This window comes from Rhodococcus sp. B50, from assembly GCF_013602415.1.
Classification (GTDB): domain Bacteria; phylum Actinomycetota; class Actinomycetes; order Mycobacteriales; family Mycobacteriaceae; genus Rhodococcus.
Genome location: NZ_WPAG02000002.1, coordinates 4,666,708 through 4,682,974, shown reverse-complemented (window position 1 = coordinate 4,682,974; position 16,267 = coordinate 4,666,708). Strand labels below are relative to the sequence as shown.

General features: G+C 67.1%; 15 protein-coding genes. 8 read left to right on the top strand and 7 right to left on the bottom strand.

What is annotated here, in order from left to right:
* Positions 1 to 166: 166 nt before the first annotated feature.
* Together GON09_RS22035 and GON09_RS22030 are read right to left on the bottom strand one after the other, a co-directional pair.
* Complete coding sequence (locus tag GON09_RS22035; RefSeq protein ID WP_244865601.1) at positions 167 to 397, bottom strand: hypothetical protein; 231 nt, start codon at positions 395 to 397, stop codon at positions 167 to 169.
* A 44-nt stretch (positions 398 to 441) separates the two neighbouring features.
* Complete coding sequence (locus GON09_RS22030; RefSeq protein ID WP_213933732.1) at positions 442 to 855, bottom strand: PaaI family thioesterase; 414 nt, start codon at positions 853 to 855, stop codon at positions 442 to 444.
* An 83-nt stretch (positions 856 to 938) separates the two neighbouring features.
* On the opposite strand from GON09_RS22030, the gene GON09_RS22025 reads away from it, so the two are divergent.
* The 4 genes from GON09_RS22025 (at position 939) to GON09_RS22010 (ending at position 3,968) form a co-directional block, all read left to right on the top strand.
* Positions 939 to 1,427 carry a winged helix-turn-helix transcriptional regulator gene (locus tag GON09_RS22025; protein WP_213933731.1) on the top strand — a complete coding sequence of 163 codons (489 nt, stop codon included), beginning with the start codon at positions 939 to 941 and terminating at the stop codon, positions 1,425 to 1,427.
* Positions 1,428 to 1,717: 290 nt separating this feature from the next.
* Positions 1,718 to 2,590: an alpha/beta fold hydrolase gene (locus tag GON09_RS22020; RefSeq protein WP_213933730.1), complete on the top strand. Its 873-nt coding sequence runs from the start codon at positions 1,718 to 1,720 to the stop codon at positions 2,588 to 2,590.
* 26 nt (positions 2,591 to 2,616) lie between these two features.
* Positions 2,617 to 3,378 carry a DUF899 family protein gene (locus GON09_RS22015; RefSeq protein WP_213933729.1) on the top strand — a complete coding sequence of 254 codons (762 nt, stop codon included), beginning with the start codon at positions 2,617 to 2,619 and terminating at the stop codon, positions 3,376 to 3,378.
* Between the two features lie 62 nt (positions 3,379 to 3,440).
* Positions 3,441 to 3,968, top strand: coding sequence for a hypothetical protein (locus GON09_RS22010; protein WP_307854453.1), 528 nt, complete (start codon positions 3,441 to 3,443; stop codon positions 3,966 to 3,968).
* 10 nt (positions 3,969 to 3,978) lie between these two features.
* Here the strand turns inward: GON09_RS22010 and GON09_RS22005 are convergent, their stop codons facing one another.
* The gene (locus GON09_RS22005; RefSeq protein WP_307854452.1) at positions 3,979 to 5,934 is read right to left on the bottom strand and encodes an APC family permease; all 1,956 of its coding nucleotides are present in this window, start codon (positions 5,932 to 5,934) and stop codon (positions 3,979 to 3,981) included.
* 420 nt (positions 5,935 to 6,354) lie between these two features.
* Here GON09_RS22005 and GON09_RS22000 point away from each other — a divergent pair, with 420 nt between their 5' ends.
* From GON09_RS22000 to GON09_RS21990, 3 genes are all read left to right on the top strand, one after another.
* Positions 6,355 to 7,029 (top strand): PaaI family thioesterase, encoded by a 675-nt coding sequence (locus GON09_RS22000; protein WP_213933725.1) that lies wholly within the window; start codon positions 6,355 to 6,357, stop codon positions 7,027 to 7,029.
* 48 nt (positions 7,030 to 7,077) lie between these two features.
* Positions 7,078 to 7,965, top strand: coding sequence for an acyl-CoA thioesterase domain-containing protein (locus GON09_RS21995; protein ID WP_244865599.1), 888 nt, complete (start codon positions 7,078 to 7,080; stop codon positions 7,963 to 7,965).
* 97 nt (positions 7,966 to 8,062) lie between these two features.
* On the top strand, positions 8,063 to 8,452 hold the full coding sequence (locus GON09_RS21990) for a hypothetical protein (RefSeq protein ID WP_213933724.1): 390 nt from the start codon (positions 8,063 to 8,065) through the stop codon (positions 8,450 to 8,452).
* 426 nt (positions 8,453 to 8,878) lie between these two features.
* Here the strand turns inward: GON09_RS21990 and GON09_RS21985 are convergent, their stop codons facing one another.
* Both GON09_RS21985 and GON09_RS21980 read right to left on the bottom strand, forming a co-directional pair.
* Positions 8,879 to 9,112: a hypothetical protein gene (locus GON09_RS21985; protein WP_145692247.1), complete on the bottom strand. Its 234-nt coding sequence runs from the start codon at positions 9,110 to 9,112 to the stop codon at positions 8,879 to 8,881.
* 127 nt (positions 9,113 to 9,239) lie between these two features.
* Entirely contained in the window at positions 9,240 to 10,775 is a 1,536-nt protein-coding gene (locus tag GON09_RS21980; RefSeq protein ID WP_213933723.1) for an amino acid permease, read from the bottom strand.
* A 222-nt stretch (positions 10,776 to 10,997) separates the two neighbouring features.
* Between GON09_RS21980 and GON09_RS21975 the strand changes: the two genes are divergently transcribed.
* The gene (locus GON09_RS21975; RefSeq protein ID WP_016933667.1) at positions 10,998 to 11,504 is read left to right on the top strand and encodes an Lrp/AsnC family transcriptional regulator; all 507 of its coding nucleotides are present in this window, start codon (positions 10,998 to 11,000) and stop codon (positions 11,502 to 11,504) included.
* 84 nt (positions 11,505 to 11,588) lie between these two features.
* On the opposite strand, the gene GON09_RS21970 is transcribed toward GON09_RS21975, so the two are convergent.
* Positions 11,589 to 12,674: a Glu/Leu/Phe/Val family dehydrogenase gene (locus tag GON09_RS21970; RefSeq protein WP_213933722.1), complete on the bottom strand. Its 1,086-nt coding sequence runs from the start codon at positions 12,672 to 12,674 to the stop codon at positions 11,589 to 11,591.
* A 35-nt stretch (positions 12,675 to 12,709) separates the two neighbouring features.
* Positions 12,710 to 16,168, bottom strand: a complete 3,459-nt coding sequence (locus GON09_RS21965) for an indolepyruvate ferredoxin oxidoreductase family protein (RefSeq protein ID WP_213933721.1) — start codon at positions 16,166 to 16,168, stop codon at positions 12,710 to 12,712.
* Positions 16,169 to 16,267 lie beyond the last annotated feature (99 nt).

Genomic DNA, 16,267 nt, shown 5'->3' with positions numbered 1-16,267 from the left:
GTCCCTCGTGGACATGCCAGTGTACGAACAACAATGGAGGTACATCATGCTGCTCGGATCCCTCGGCTTCGCTCTCGTCGGCCTGCTCGCTGCGCTGGGCATCATTCTCTGACGGCCGCAGACCGACTCCGCGCCCGCACTCCCCCTGTGTGCGGGCGCGGCTCGGTCATCGTTCGGACGAATCCGGATGCACCTCGGGAGTTCGGAAAACCGAGTCCTCGTGGCGCTTCTCGGCCATTCGCTTCTCGAATTCTTCTTTCTCCCGCTCCGCCATCTCGGGATCGACGTCCTCACCCGAAGGCATAGGTCCGGGATCGGTGCCGGGCGCTCCCGGGCCCGGATCGGCCGCGTCGATCTCGTTCGAGCCTGTGTGCTTGATGGGGAGAAACGGTTCCATGCTTGCCATGGATACGGATTCCCGGCGCCGACGCGCGCAAACGTTTACTCCGGCAGCGGAATGTTCTGCAGTCGCAGCTGGCCACGAGCGAGAACCTTGCCGGTCGCGGTGTCGGTGATGATCACCAGCCACAGCTGCTGAGTTCTCCCCTGCTGCAACGGTTCTGCGGTGACAGATGCGCGACATCCCGTGGTCGAGCGCAGGAAGTCGGTCGAATTGTTGACGCCGACGGCGAACTGACCGCGATCGAGTACGGCAGCGCTCGCGCCGATGCTGCCGGCACTTTCGACGATGGTCGCGTAGAGCCCGCCGTGCACGACTCCCCACGGGGTGTGATGGTCGGGTCCCAGATCGACATATCCGGTGACCTTCGTACCGGTGGCCTCCTCGACGACGAAGCCGCTCGCCTCGACGAAGCGACTCGGCGCCTTCCGCTCGTAGTCCTCGATTGCCGTCATGACAACTCCTCACTCTCGCTGACTTCGACATCCACAGTTAGCCACTCCGAGGGCTGACTGTCAAGGATTAAGTCAGCTACGATATGCGCATGCAGTGGCTCGACTACAGCACCGACAACTGCTCGGTCCAGCGAACCATGGACGTCATCGGCGAGAAGTGGACGATGATCGTCCTACGCGAAGTGTTCAACGGTGTCCGACGCTTCGAGCAGATGCGCCGGCACACCGGCATCTCCGACCCCGTGCTGTCGGCCAGGCTGCGCACCCTCGTCGACGCCGGCATCCTCGACACCGTCCCCTACCGCGAGGAAGGCCGCCGCACCCGCAACGAGTACCGGCTCACCGAGAAGGGCCGCGATCTCTATCCGATCCTCGTCGCCCTGCTCCGGTGGGGCGACAAGTACTGCGCCGATCCCGACGGTCCGTCGCTGCTCATCGAGCACCGCGACTGCGGCGCTCCCGTCGAAGCGATCGTGCACTGCGCGCACGGCCACGGGCCGCTGCGGCCGAGCGAGTCGCAGACCCGGCCGGGTCCCACCGCGCAGAAACTCCCGGAGGGCACGAAAACGTAACGAAGTGAATTCTCGACCGTCTGCAGGGTTTCACGGCGCAGCGACGGGTACTCCTCGGTCAGCGTCCCGGTGCGGACGCAGTCCGGATTCCCGAACGACAGGAGGAACACATATGCACTTAGGATCTCTTGCGCTCCCCCTCGGCGGACTGCCCGCAACACCGGACATCGCCCACTGAGCCAGCGCACGCCGCGTCCGCACCCACCGATGGGTGCGGACGCCGTCGTTTGTGCGATGAATTTTCCGGTCGGCGCGGGTCGGTACAGTCACCGACCCGCGAAGGAGCCGACATGACCGAACCCGTCACCCGCACGCTCGAAGTCCCCGGTGCGACACTCGTCTACGACATCCGCCCGCTCCCCGGCGACACAACTCCGCTGCTTCTCGCCGGATCTCCTATGGACGCGAGTGGCTTCACCACCCTCGCCTCATTCTTCGACGACCGGACGGTGATCACCTACGACCCGCGCGGCACGGGCCGGGGCATGCGCACCGACACGTCGATGCAGTCCACCCCCGCGCTGCACGCCGACGACCTGCACCGGCTCCTGGTCGAACTCGATCTCGGCCCCGTCGACGTCTTCGCCAGCAGCGGCGGTGCGGTGAACGCGCTCGAACTCGTCTCGCGGCATCCGGAACAGGTGCGCACGCTGGTCGCGCACGAACCGCCGATCATCGGACTGCTGCCCGATCGCGTCCAGGCCGAAGCGGTACGCGACGACATCTACGACACCTATCAGCACGGCGGCACCGGCCCTGCCATGGCCAAGTTCATCGCACTGATCAGCTACGAGGGCGAACTGACCTCCGATTATCTCGATCGTCCCGCCCCGAATCCGGCCGACTTCGGTCTGCCCACCGAAGACGACGGAACCCGCGACGACGTGCTGTTGAGCCAGAACTGGTTGTCGGGCACGGGCTACCACCCCGATCTCGACGCTCTGGCGAACGCGTCCACGCGCATCGTCCTCGCGGGTGGCCGCGAGTCGACGCGTCAACTGTGCGGGCGGACCGCAGCGGCACTCGCCGACCGGCTCGGCACCACCCCGACGCTGTTCCCCGGCGACCACGGTGGCTTCATGGGCGCCGAGCAGGGTATGCCCGGCGACCCCGGAGCCTTCGCCGCCGTGCTCCGCGACGTGCTGCAACCGAGCCGCGTGTAAGCCCGTCCGATCATCAGGAGGTCACCGTGACCGCATCGCGCTCGGACCGCCCACCCGTGGTCGACCTCGCCGCCTGGCAGGCCGCCCGCGACGAGCTTCTGCTCCGGGAGAAGGCCCACACCAGGGAAGGCGACGCCATCGCCGCGGCTCGCCGCCGACTGCCGATGGTGGAGTTCGACGGGACGGTCGAGGTGGTCGGACCCGACGGTCCGGTCCCCTTCCTCGACCTCTTCCAGGGCCGCAACGAACTCGTCGTCTACAAACACATGTGGTACGACGGTGCACCCCCGCAAGGACAGTGCGAGGGCTGCACCACAACGGCCTGGCACCTCCGAGATGCCGTCTATCTCGAGGCCCGCGGGGTCTCGCTCGCCTTCGTGACCACGGGTCCGTGGAACGAGGTGGCCGCGTTCGTCGAGTTCATGGGCTACACCCAGCCCTGGTACTCGGTGCGCGACGTCGACGAACCCGTGGGCGGAGCGATGGGCTATCTCACCTCCTATCTCCGGGACGGAGACCGGACCTTCCTCACCTACTCCACGACGGGTCGCGGCACCGAACGGGCCAACAGTTCCGCCGGCCTGCTCGACATGACCCCGTACGGGCGTGGCGAGAGGTGGGAGGACAAGCCCGAAGGCTGGCCGGAGGGAGACGACCCGTGCTGGTTCTGGCGCACGGACGCCGAGGGGCACACGACGTGGGGCGAGACGAGCCGCCCGGTGCCGCAGTGGACCCGGCCCGGTGCGACTCCCGTCGAGACCCTCGGGAGGCGGAGCGACTGGCACTGATCACACCGGCGGTACCGTTCGCGCCTACCGTGGAACGAGGTGTTCCCGACGAAGGAGTGTGCGTGGCGGAATCGTCCGGGTCGACTCGTCCCGAGTCCGAATGGAACGGCCGGGATTGGTACGTGAACTTCGGTGAGCGCAGCCCGTCGCGCAACTGGGACGACGGCCGCCGTTACGGTTTCCTCGCCGCCGGCGGTGGCCGGTGGTACTCGGACTCCTTGCAGGAGTTGCCGATAGGTGGACGCGTCTTCGTCTACATCCCGAAGAGCGGGTACGTGGGCATCGGCGTCGTGACCGGCCCGGCGGCTCCGGCCGACGAGGTGGCACTCGTCGTCGACGGCCGGCAGGTGCCGTTCCGCAGCCTCGATCTGAAGGCGCCGTACACCCACGAGAGCGAGGGCACGGACCCGCACGAGGACCACCGCGAGTGGATCGTGCCGGTGCAGTGGACGCACACCGTCGCGCGTGAGGATGCCTTCCGCATCCCGGGCCTGTTCGCGAACCAGAACTCGGCATGCCGCCTGCGTCACCGCTTCACGGTCGAGACTGTGACGTCCTTCTTCGAGGGCGATCCCGAACGGGATCGGTGACATCAGAACGTTATTGCCGTCGATCCTTCTCCGAAGAATGCAGCCGCCACGGCACGCTCGTCACCATCACCCCGGGCTGGAACAGCAGACGACTCTTGAGCCGCAGCGCGCTCTGGTTGTGGAGCAGATTCTCCCACCAGTGCCCCACGACGTATTCGGGGATGAAGACGGTGACCACGTCGCGCGGCGAGGAACCCCGCACCCGCCTGACGTAGTCGAGCACCGGGCGCGTGATCTCTCGATACGGCGACTCCAGCACCTTCAGCGGAATCGTGATGTCGCTGGCCTCCCATTCGCGCACGAGAGCACGGGTGTCCGCCTCGTCGACGTCGACGGTGATCGCCTCGAGGGTGTCGGGATGGGTGGCCGAGGCGTACGCGAGCGCGCGACGTGTCGGATGGTGCAGCTTGGCCACGAGCACGATCGAATACGTGCGGCTGGGCAGCAGACCGTCCCATTTGCCGGCGTCGAGTTCGACCGCCACGCGTCGGTAGTGGCGGTTGACGGCCCGCATCGTCGCGAAGACGACCACCATGGCGAGGATCGCGATCCACGCGCCGGCAAGGAATTTCGTGACGAGCACGATGATCAGGACGGTCCCCGTCATCGCCAGGCCGACACCGTTGACCACGCGCGAGCGCTGCATCCTCCGGCGGTGACGCGAGTCGGTCTCGTTGGCCAACAGTCGCGTCCAGTGACGAACCATGCCGGTCTGGCTCAATGTGAAGGAGACGAAGACACCGACGATATAGAGCTGGATGAGATGCGTGACCTCGGCGTCGAACATCCATACCAGCACGATGGCTCCGAGTGCCAGGAAGACGATGCCGTTGCTGAACGCGAGTCGATCACCCCTCGTGCGCAGCTGCGTCGGCAGGTGTTTGTCCTGCGCGAGCACCGACGCGAGAACCGGGAACCCGTTGAATGCCGTATTGGCGGCGAGGACGAGGATCAACGCGGTCACGGCGGTGACGAGGTAGAAACCGAGCGGGAAACCGGTGAAGACCGTCTCGGCGACCTGCGCGATCAGCGTCTTCTGGTGATATCCGGCCGGTGCTCCGCTCAACTGCGTCGCGGGATCTGCGGCGACGACGACGCCCAGTCGCTCGGCCAGGACGATGATGCCCATCAGCAGCGTGATCGCGATGACACCCAGCATGAGCAGGGTGGTGGCGGCGTTGTGCGATTTCGGTTTCCGGAAGGCCGGCACCCCGTTGCTGATGGCCTCTACTCCGGTCAGGGCGGCACATCCCGACGAGAACGCGCGGGCGAGGAGGAAGGCGAAGGCCAGTCCGGCCAGGTGGGATTGTTCGGCGGCGAGCTGGTAGTGCGACGACTCGGCGCGCAGAGGGGCATCGGACACGACGAGACGCACGAATCCCCAGACGAGCATCACCCCGACGCAGAACATGAAGGCGTAGGTGGGCACGGCGAAAGCTGTTCCGGCTTCCCGGAGTCCGCGCAGATTGACTGCGGTGAGGAGTGTGATCGCGGTGATGGCGAACAGCACTTTGTGGTGTTCGACGAAGGGGATCGCCGACCCGATGTTCTGGGCGGCCGACGAGATCGACACGGCGACCGTCAGCACGTAGTCGACGATCAGCGCGCTGCCCACCGTCAGGCCGGCCATCGCACCGAGGTTCTTCGTCGCCACCTCGTAGTCGCCACCCCCGGACGGGTAGGCATGCACGTTCTGCCGATAGCTCGCGACCACCACGACGAGGACGACGGCGACCGCGAGACCGATCCAACCGGAGAATGCGTAGGCGGACAGACCCGCCACCGACAACACGAGGAAGATCTCTTCCGGCGCATAGGCGACGGACGACAGGGCATCGGACGCGAAGACCGGCAGGGCTATGCGCTTCGGCAGCAGCGTGTGGCCGAGCGTGTCGCTTCGCAGCGGTCTTCCCAGCAGCACTCGCTTGGTGACGCTGTCACGGCCCTTGTGGATGGTTACGGCCACGACCACCGACTCCTGTCCGGCGCATACCCGCGCACGCAGAAGCGAACGGTACGCTTGTAGTACGACGCTCGCCAGAGGTGCAGATCGGGCGAATTTCACCCCGTCGATCACCCACCGGTGAGGTTGGCAGATGACACAATCGTCGATAGCGTAGAGACGTTGTTGCTCCTCGCAACAAAGCGTGCCGCGCCTCCTCCCCTTTTGGCTCGGCACGGACGGACCCCGTCGGCCCCTCCCCTCGTAAGCCGACGGGGTTCTCTCATCTCGTTCCCGCCCCCGACCGGGTTCACACACTTTCGTACGAAACGGTCTGTTTTGCGGACTTTGTGGTGTCCCGTGCAGCGGCAGCGGGGCTTGACTCACCGACAGTGCGCGCGGTCGACTACTTCCTTAACCACGCTCACGATCACGGAGACCCTGATGACCGATTCCACGCTCGAGCTCTACGTCAACGACGGATTGTCCGACGAGGAAATCGATCGACAGAAGGCCGTCTACGGCCCGCTCACCGAGGACGTGCGCGAGCTGATCCAGCTCGCACTGCAGACGCGCGCGGACGCCGACGACGTCGCGCGGGCGCGTGAGCACCTCGCGGCCGCTCGCGAGATCCTCGGACAGGACCGGGAGGACGGCCCGTACGGCACACGGTTCAACGACTCCGGCCGATTCCGCAATTGGGGCAATGCCGCGATCGGTCTGCGCAACGCGATCGCCCCCATCGCCGAGATCCAGGAGGACGGCGACGGTCGCGTGTGGGCCGACGTCCACCTCGGTCCGATCCACGAGGGACCGGCCGGGCACGTCCACGGCGGGGTTTCCGCACTGCTGCTCGACCAGGTCCTCGGCGACGCCGCGCGTATCTCGGGACATCCCGGGATGACGGGCACGCTCACCATCCGATACCGCAAGCGCACTCCCCTCGGCGCGCTGCGTGTGGAGGCGAAACTCGACCGCATCGAGGGACGGAAGGCGTTCGTCGTCGGGCACGTCGCCGATGCCGAGGGAGTCTGCGTGGAAGCGGAAGGCATCTTCATCGCCCCGGTGTGGATGGTCCAGCAGCGTGACTCGTTCGCGGAGACGCCGCGGCCCGAGTAGGCCGGGGGGCTCTTCCGTCGTCGCGGACAGGCTGGCAATATCACTCTCATGAGCGAGAATGCCATTTCCACCAGTCGGTCGACCGTGACGATGAGCCAGTACACCTTCACCGCCGACTTCGGCCTGACGTCGCTCCAGGTGAGCAAGGAACGCGCCGTCATGCGCGTGGACCTGCACGACAAGCTGCGCAACGACGCCGGCGCCGCAGCACTCGGGATGCTCACCACCGTGGTCGACATCGTCACGTCCACCCCGGCCCTCGCCGCGTGCAGCCCGGACTGGACAGCGACACAGGACCTCTCCATCCATGCGGCCGAACCCCTTACGGAGGGACCGGTCGTCGTCGACACCCGCCTCGTGCGCATCGGCAAGAAGACCGTGCACGTCGCCGCCGAGATCTTCGACGGGCGCGGCGTCACCGACATGGACGAACTCGTCGCCGCCATCGACGACGGCGCGTTGCGCCCGGCCGGACGCGGCCTCGTCACCTTCGCACGACTCCCCCGCACCGCAGCAGCCGGATCCGATTCCTACAACCCCGGAGAGTGGGTGGGCACCATCCGCGAGTACCCCAGCGAACCCGTCGAAGGGTCGATCTACGCCCGCCTCGGGGTGCGCACCCTCGACGCACGCACCGGTGTCCTCGAACTCGACCTCACCCCGTTCGTGGCCAACATGATCGGCACCATCCAGGGCGGCGCCCAGGCACTGCTCGCCGAGCATGCGGCCCACACCGTCCTCCCCGGCTTCGTGGCCACCGACATCCAGGCCCACTATCTGTCGCAGGTGAAGGAAGGCCCGGCGCGCTCGCACGTCACGGTGGTCCGTGAGACGCCGGACCATGCGGTCGTCGACGTCCGCCTCGTGGACGCGGGAGCCGACGACCAGGTACTCGCCCTGACGACCGTCACCCTGCAACGCCTGCCGTTGCGCTGATACCCCTGTTGCGAGAGTCACCACCTGCGACTCGGTAGGCCCGACTCCTCCGCCAGTACAGTGGATCGATATCCGGCAGGAGCGAGAGGAGTCGACCGTGCAGAATGCGGTGTTCTACTCGCTCGTCGCGATGTGCTCGCTGTTCGCCGCGTCGACCTGGTGTCTGTCGCGCCCACTCCTGCTGTCGAGCTCGGCTGCGCTCGTCGCCTCCGGGCTCTGGGTACTGATGAACGGCCCACTGGAGGGTCGCGTGCTGTATTCGGTGACGCCGAACCACGGATTGACCGAAGCAGACCTGCTCTCCGGAGTGGGTGTGTGCATCGCAGCCTGGGGATTCTGGACGTCGCGGAATCGTCGACGACGTCGGCGCGTGCAGCGGACGTCGTCGTACCGCGGGCATCCGGACCGGTCCCGAGCCATGCCCACCGCCGTCTTTCCCGCGGGAAGCGATGCCGAGACGGGCCCGATCGGCCGCAAAGCCGGATGAGTGTCCCGGTTCGACCCCGAGAAAATTTCTCAGGTCTCGTTTCAGTATCGACTCTGGACGACCGCCCAGCTGTCACCTAAGCTCCAAAGCGGCCACGGCGTAGGTGGCCGTGTCTCCCTAGAGTCCTCCCCGACACAGGAGATACAGCGCGAGGCCCCGCCGGCTCCTCCCCTCGAATCGCTGGCGGGGCCCTTCCCTGTCTGCCTCCCCGACGACAGGGGCAGATCGAAGGGTAAGCGTTCCCGGACACCGAATTCGTCCTGCGTTCGAACGAAACGCCCGGCAACCCCTGTGACCCTCGTCTCTGCGGCGCTGCTCACAGCATAGAGCAATCTGCTCACCCGTGTGCATAGATCTTTCTCGAATTCATCGAAAAGTCTACGCGCAGAGTCCGTTTTGCTATTTTTGCCCGCTTCTCGCAATTTCTCAGGCGCGGTCCGTCAACTCCGTGTGCCCGGCCTGGCGAGCACAGTGCGCGCAGCAGTACACGGCGTCTGCCGACTCCACACCGTGGCCGAGGATGCGACAGTGGCAGTGAGCGCACTGCGGCGCCATCGCCGTGATCGCACACTCGAAACTGTCGAAGGTGCCCGAGACATCTCCGCGCGTGAGCGTGAAGGTTTTGTCGTAGTCGTTTCCGCAGGTGTCACAGGTGGCCATGACCGTCCTCCGTTCGGTGTCGCGACCGGACGGCGTCCGGTCTCCTCTTGGCCGGATACCCGCAACCGCCCCGACACACGAGCCCGCCCGCACCTGTTCGGTGCGGGCGGGCTCGTGGGCGACGGATCTACACCGGTTCGGGTTCCTTCGTCTCGTGCTGCGCGGCTTCCCGCTGGGCCGCTTCGAGCTTCAGTCGCTGTCCGAGCACCGACTTGCGCCGACCGTAGGCGAAGTAGATCGCCACGCCGAGGAGCATCCAGACGGTGAACCGGATCCACGTCTCGACCGAAAGGTTGAGCATGAGCCAGCCACAGGCGAGCACCGCGAGGATCGGGACCAGCGGCACGAGCGGCACCCGGAATCCGCGGGGCAGGTCGGGGCGGGTGCGACGAAGCACCATCACGCCGATGCACACGAGGACGAAGGCGAACAGCGTGCCGATGTTGACCATCTCCTCGAGCACGCCCATCGGGAATACTGCGGCGAGGACGGCCACGACACCACCGACCATCAGGGTGATGCGCACGGGCACGCCCTTGTGGTTCGTCACGGCGAGCTTGCGGGTGACGAGTCCGTCCCGGGACATCGCGAACAGCACGCGGGTCTGGCCGAGCATCATCACCATCACGACGGTGGTGAGGCCGGCGAGACCGCCGATGTTGATGGCCATCTGCGCCCAGGTGATGCCGTGTGCCTCGAAGGCCGTGGCCAGCGTGGCGCTGCCGTCACCAACCAGTTCGCTGCCGGTACGCAGATCGGTGTACTTCACCATGCCGGTGAGCACGAGCGTGACACCGACATAGAGAACCGTGACGATCGCCAGTGAGCCGAAGATGCCGCGAGGCAGTGCCTTCTGGGGGTTCTTCGTCTCTTCCGCGGTGGTGGCGACGACGTCGAAGCCGATGAAGGCGAAGAAGACCAGGCTCGCCGCAGCGAGGAGTCCGTACCAACCGTAGGTGCTGCCACCGGCGCCGGTGAGCGCCGAGAACAGCGACTGGTGCATGCCGGCCGCAGCACTCTGCGTTTCCTCGGCCTGCGGGACGTAGGGCGAGTAGTTGGACTTGTCGATGTAGAAGATGCCGACGACGATGACGAGCAGAACCACCGCGACCTTGATGGCGGTGACGACGGCGGAGACCCGCGACGACACCTTGGTGCCGATCGCGAGGATGATCGTGATGGCGCCGACGATGAGCAGCGACCCCCAGTCCACCGTGATCGGCCCCAGGTCGATCGACGCGTCGCCGCCGAACATGCCCCCGAGGTACATCGACCAGCCCTTGGCGACGACCGCGGAGGCGAGTGCGAATTCGAGGATCAGATCCCACCCGATGATCCAGGCGACGAATTCACCGAAGGTGGCATAGGAGAAGGTGTAGGCGCTGCCGGCGACCGGTACAGCGGACGCGAACTCCGCATAACACAGCGCGGCGAGGCCGCACGCGATCGCGGCGAGGACGAACGCCAGCGAGATGGACGGTCCGGCGAGGTTGCCGGCGGTGCGGGCGGTGAGGGTGAAGATTCCGGCTCCGACCACGACGGCGACGCCGAACACGGTCAGATCCTTGGCGGTGAGTTCTCGTCGTAGCCGCGAACCGGGTTCATCGGTATCCGCGATCGACTGTTCGACGGATTTGGTCCGCCAGATGCCGACTCCGGGCATTGTGTGCTCCTCGGGGTGATTGCGGCGCCCGCCGCGCCCGGTCCGGGCGAGGGGAAGGCATTTCGCTCACTTCGTGCGACGCATTACGTTGCAGCAGTGCGTGTTTGCATGAGCATTTGATGCAGCAATCATGGCACTGGCTGGTGAAGTGTCAATATCTTTCTGTTCGGCTGAGCATTATGCTCGAGTGGTGACGCGCATCACAACGGAAAGGGTGTCATCGTGTTCAGTCTCGACCGGCTCGACGCAGCTCTCCTCGGCGAGCTCACTCGCAACCCCCGGGCAGGGATCGTTGACCTGTCGGCGAAGCTCGGCGTCGCCCGCAACACCGTGCAGTCGCGGATCAAGAAACTCGAGGAGTCCGGTGCCGTCACCGGATACCGACCGGTCGTCGACCTGCCGAAGTTGGGCGTACCGCTGCAGGCGTTCATCGGCGCCGAGCTCGTGCAGGCGCGCATGGGTCACGTGATCGCCCAGCTGGGGCGCTTTCCGGAGGTCCTGGAGGTGCATGCGACAACGGGCCGGGAGGACCTCCTGATCCGGATGGCCGCGCAATCCCAGGAAGATCTACTGCTGGTGCTCGAACGCATCCACGCGATCGAGGGCGTCGCCCACACCACCACGACCCTCGCCCTCACCACGCCGATCCCGTACCGGACACAGCCGCTCGTCGAGCACATCACCCGTGACGCCGGACACGGCCGCTCGTCCTCGCCCGGCAACCCCTGACAGCACGCCAACACCGACAGCACGGCTCGAAGACACGAGAAGGGGAGGCACCTCGCGGTGCCTCCCCTTGTTCCCCTGTGCGGATCAGGCAGTATCGATGCGACGCTCGGCAATACGATTCGCGGCTGCACCCGGCGTGACGCCGAGAGTGCCGGAGACGTCGAAGATCTCGGCGGTGCGGTCGAAGATCGACTCCACGCGTCCGCGGACGACCTCGGCGTCGGATCCGTCGACCTCGCCGGCGACCTGGATCAGCCCGCCCGCGTTCGCGACATAATCGGGCACCCAGACGATTCCGCGCTCGCCGAGGATGTTCTCCACCTCCGGTACCGCGAGCTGGTTGTTGGCCGCACCGCACACGAGCCGCGCGTCGAGCAGGGAAGCCGTCGACGGGGTGAGAGTGCCGCCGAGCGCGCACGGCGCATACACGTCGGCGGACGAGGCGACGACGCTGTCGGTGACCTGCGCCGGGAACTCGTCGAGCACCCGAGCAACGGCCGCGGGGTTGACGTCGGAGACGATCACCTCTGCCCCGTCTGCGACGAGCAGCTTCACGAGCTCGTATCCGACCTTCCCGAGTCCCTCGACACCGACCGTGCGACCCGCGAGAGTCGTTTCACCCCACACGGTCCGGGCTCCGGCCCGCATCGCCTGGAAGACACCGAGGGCGGTGAGCGGCGAGCTGTCACCGGATCCGCCGGCCGCGACGGTGCGCCCTACCGCGTGGGCGGTGTGCCGGCCCACCACGTCGAGGTCCTCCGCGTGGGTTCCGACATCGGCCGCGGTGATGTAGCGACCACCGAGGGATTCGACGAATCGCCCGTAGGCAGCGAGCAATTCGCCGTTCTTGTCCGTCTTCGGGTCGCCGATGATGACGGCCTTGCCGCCACCGAGGTCCACACCCGACACCGCCGCCTTGTAGGTCATGCCCCACGACAGGCGCAGCACGTCCTCGAGGGCCGTGGCTTCGTCGGCGTACGGGTAGAAGCGGGTTCCACCGAGAGCGGGGCCGAGGGCCGTGGAGTGGATCGCGACGATCGCACGCAGGCCGGTCTCGGCGTCCTGGTGGAAGACGACCTGCTCGTGCGGACGGTCGGTCAGGCGACGGGATCGACCGAAAACTCCCGAGGCGGATCCGGTATCGGGGCGGGCGGCAATCGAGGTGGTCACGCGTGTGGTCCTTTCCAGCAGAAGACGTGTGCGAATCAGAAGTCGGTGTCGACGCCGAGCTCGGCGAGACGGGCCCGGTACTGCTCCACGGAGCGGAGCTTGACGTCCTCGTAACCGCGCACCATGTCGGGCAGGGCCGCGATCTCGGCGGCGCGGTCGTAGGAGTCGACGTCCAGGTCGGCGGCGAGCCGCTGGATCGTGGCGGTGTAGTGGGCGAGCAGAGCACGCTCGACGCGGCGGACGTGTGCGTAGCCGAAGGGATCGAGTTTCGTGCCCCGCAGACGCTTCGCCTTGGCCAGAGCCTTCAGCGCGACATGCGATTTCGGCCCGAAGCCGACCTTCTTCTCGCGGCCGAGCGCACGCAGCGCCGGCGGGTGCAGGCGGTAGGTGAGCTTGTGCCCACCGGGAACCTCGCCCTGCACCTCGTCGAGGAAAGCCGGGTCGACGAGCATGCGGGCGACCTCGTACTCGTCCTTGTAGGCGGTGAACTTGAACAGTCCGCGGGCGACGACCTCGCTGAAGTCCGTGCGGTTCGTGACGCGACGCTCGGCCTCCCAGGCTGCCTGTACCTGCGCGATGTAGCGGGCGGCGAGGGCTTCGCTCTGGAAGTCGATCAGCGAAGCGGCGCGGATCCGCACGAGCCGCTCGACCTCACCGGTGAAGGTGGTGCCGGCGAACAGACGCTCCGGCGCGACGGTGGCGGCGCGCTCCGTGCGGGCCGGTTCGGTCACGGCGGCGAAGGCCGCGGGATCCGCGACGGCCACCCGGCCCCAACGGAAGGCTGCGATGTTGGTCGCGACCGCCACACCGTTGATCTCGATGGCCTCCTCGATGGCGTCGGCGGGGATCTCGAGTCCGCCGAGCTGGTGGGCGGCGCCCACGACGAGGAAGTTCGCGGCCGAGGTCTCACCGAACAGCGCGTGGGCTGCCGCCAGGGCGTCGAACGAGACGGTCGTGCGGGTCGCGGCGTCGAGGCGGGTGAGCAGATCCTGCTCGTCGGGGTGCCGGACCGACCGGTCGTAGACCATGTCGCCTGTGGGGACGCGGCTCGTCGACGCGACCGCCACGGTCTCCTCACGGTTCGCGTAGGCGAGGTTCTTCGGCTCGGTCGCGGTGAGCAGGTCGAGGGCGAGCAGAGCGGTCGCACCGCCCGGGCCGATGCGGTTGCCGGGCTCGAGTCCGTCGGCCGCGAAGCGCAGATGGGAGACCACCGGCCCGGCCTTCTGGCTCATGCCGATCTGGTCGAGCGACTCGACCTCGAATCCGGCGCGCAGGGCGGCCGTGGCGAGAACCTGGTTGACAGTCACGATGCCGGTGCCGCCGATGCCCGCGAGGAAGACGTTGCGGGTTCCCTTCGGGGTGTCGATGGCGGCGTCCGGGATGCGCGGCGGAGTCGGCGCCGTGCGGCGCTTCGGCTTCTCCGGCGACGTCTCGACGGTCACGAAGGACGGGCAGTCGCCGTCGAGGCACGAGTAATCGGTGTTGCAGGAGGTCTGGTCGATGCGGGTCTTCGAACCGAACTCGGTCTCGACCGGCTGCACCGACAGGCAGTTGCTCTTGACGCCGCAGTCGCCGCAGCCCTCGCACACCGCTTCGTTGATGACGACGCGGGTGGTGCGGGCGGGCAGGGTGCCGCGCTTGCGCTGACGGCGCGCGTCGGCGGCGCAGTGCTGGTCGTAGATGAGCACGGTGACGCCCTCGATCTCGCGCAGCAGCTTCTGTGCCTCGTCGAGCCGGTCGCGGTGCCACACCACGGTGCCACGGGCGAGGGTGCGCTTGCGGAGACGCTTCGGCTCGTCCGAGCAGATGATGATCTTACGGACACCCTCGGTGGTGAGCTTGTGGGTCAGCGCCGGGATCTTCAGGGCACCTTCGGCGTCCTGCGCACCGGTCATCGCGACGACGTCGTTGTAGAGCAGCTTGAAGGTGATGTTCACACCGGCGGCGACACACGCCTGCACGGCAAGCTGACCGGAGTGGAAATACGTTCCGTCGCCGAGGTTCTGGAACATGTGGCCGATGTCGGTGAACGGCGCCTGGCCGATCCACTGTGCACCTTCACCGCCCATCTGGGTCAGGCCGGTGACGGCACTGTCCTTGCGGCCGGACAGCGTGACCAGGGTGTGGCAGCCGATACCGCCGCCGCCGATCGATCCTTCGGGAAGGGCGGTGGAACGGTTGTGCGGGCAGCCGCTGCAGAAGTACGGGGTGCGCGTGGCCGACAGCACCTCGAGCGACAGCTGTGGCAGGGGTGCGGGGCCGAGTTCGACGTGGCCGCGCAGCACGCGACGCAGCGGCCCGCGCAGCCGACCTGCGGTGAGCTCACCGTCGACGGGCACGAGCGGTCGGCCGTCGGCGTCCTTCTTGCCGACGATCCGCGGGGCGTCGGCGGTGCCGTAGAGGATCTCGCGGATCTGGGTCTCGACGAAAGCGGTCTTGTCCTCGACCACGATAAGTTCGTCCAGGCCGCGGGCGAATTCGCGCACGATCTCGGGACCGATCGGGTACGGCATACCGATGCGCAGCAGGCGGATGCCGGCGCGGCGCAGCGCGGCGTCGTCGACGCCGAGGTCGAGAAGCGCCTGACGCAGGGCGTCGAAGGTGGTGCCGGTGGCGGCGAGGCCGACGCGGGCCTGCGGCGGGTCGACCTCGATCACGTCGAGGCCGTTGAGACGGCCGTACTCCTGCACGATCTTCCAGCGCGGGCCGTAGAGGTCGGCCTCGGCGACGACGCTGTCACCGGGCGCGGCCATCGGGCGCTGCTTGTAGACGAACGGTCTTCCCTCCCATTGGATCTCGGGGACCGTGATGGGCAGGTCGGAGATCGAGCCGTCGACGGACCAGGCGCCGTCGGCGACGTCCGCGACGATCTTGAGGGCGACGAGACATCCCGAGGCGCGCGACAGCGCAACCCCGTGCAGACCCATCGTGACGATCTCGGCGGCATTGCGCGGGAACAGGACCGGAATGCCGAGCGCGGCGAGGGACCGCTCGCTGACGGCGGGGACGGTCGACGACTTCGACGCGGGATCGTCGCCCACCATGAGCAGCACGCCACCGTTCGGGTTCACCCCGTACATGTTGGCGTGGCGCAGGGCATCGGTGGCGCGGTCGAGACCTGGACCCTTGCCGTACCAGACGCCGACGACGCCGTCGTGGGTCGGTGTACCGGCGCCCAGCTGCCCCTGGCTTCCCCACACGGAGGTGGCGGCGAGTTCCTCGTTGAATCCGGGCACGAAGGTGATGTCGTGTTCGGCGAGGACCTTCGGCATGCCGTGGAGCATCTTGTCGAGACCGCCGAGGGGGCTGCCCTGGTATCCGGAGACGAAGGTCGCCACCCGGCGACCCTCCCGCATGGCACGCACCTGCTGCTCGACGAACAGGCGGGCGATCGCCTGGACACCGGTGAGGAGTACGGTGCCGGACCCCGAGCGGTATCGGTCGTCGAGGTCGTACGGAAGTCGTTCGCTTTCGCGGATCACGGTCTCGGTCATTGCGTACCACCGTCCTTCGTCGCGGCATCCGATTGTGTCTGCGCCGCTTCGATCGCGTCATTTGGTACAGCAATAGTCGAGGTAGCTAGACGAACCCGT

Coding starts and splice junctions, on each gene's coding strand:
- GON09_RS22035 (WP_244865601.1), bottom strand. CDS start 397: ATGGAACCGTTTCTCCCCATCAAGCACACAGGCTCGAACGAGATCGAC.
- GON09_RS22030 (WP_213933732.1), bottom strand. CDS start 855: ATGACGGCAATCGAGGACTACGAGCGGAAGGCGCCGAGTCGCTTCGTC.
- GON09_RS22025 (WP_213933731.1), top strand. CDS start 939: ATGCGCATGCAGTGGCTCGACTACAGCACCGACAACTGCTCGGTCCAG.
- GON09_RS22020 (WP_213933730.1), top strand. CDS start 1,718: ATGACCGAACCCGTCACCCGCACGCTCGAAGTCCCCGGTGCGACACTC.
- GON09_RS22000 (WP_213933725.1), top strand. CDS start 6,355: ATGACCGATTCCACGCTCGAGCTCTACGTCAACGACGGATTGTCCGAC.
- GON09_RS21995 (WP_244865599.1), top strand. CDS start 7,078: ATGAGCGAGAATGCCATTTCCACCAGTCGGTCGACCGTGACGATGAGC.
- GON09_RS21985 (WP_145692247.1), bottom strand. CDS start 9,112: ATGGCCACCTGTGACACCTGCGGAAACGACTACGACAAAACCTTCACG.
- GON09_RS21980 (WP_213933723.1), bottom strand. CDS start 10,775: ATGCCCGGAGTCGGCATCTGGCGGACCAAATCCGTCGAACAGTCGATC.
- GON09_RS21965 (WP_213933721.1), bottom strand. CDS start 16,168: ATGACCGAGACCGTGATCCGCGAAAGCGAACGACTTCCGTACGACCTC.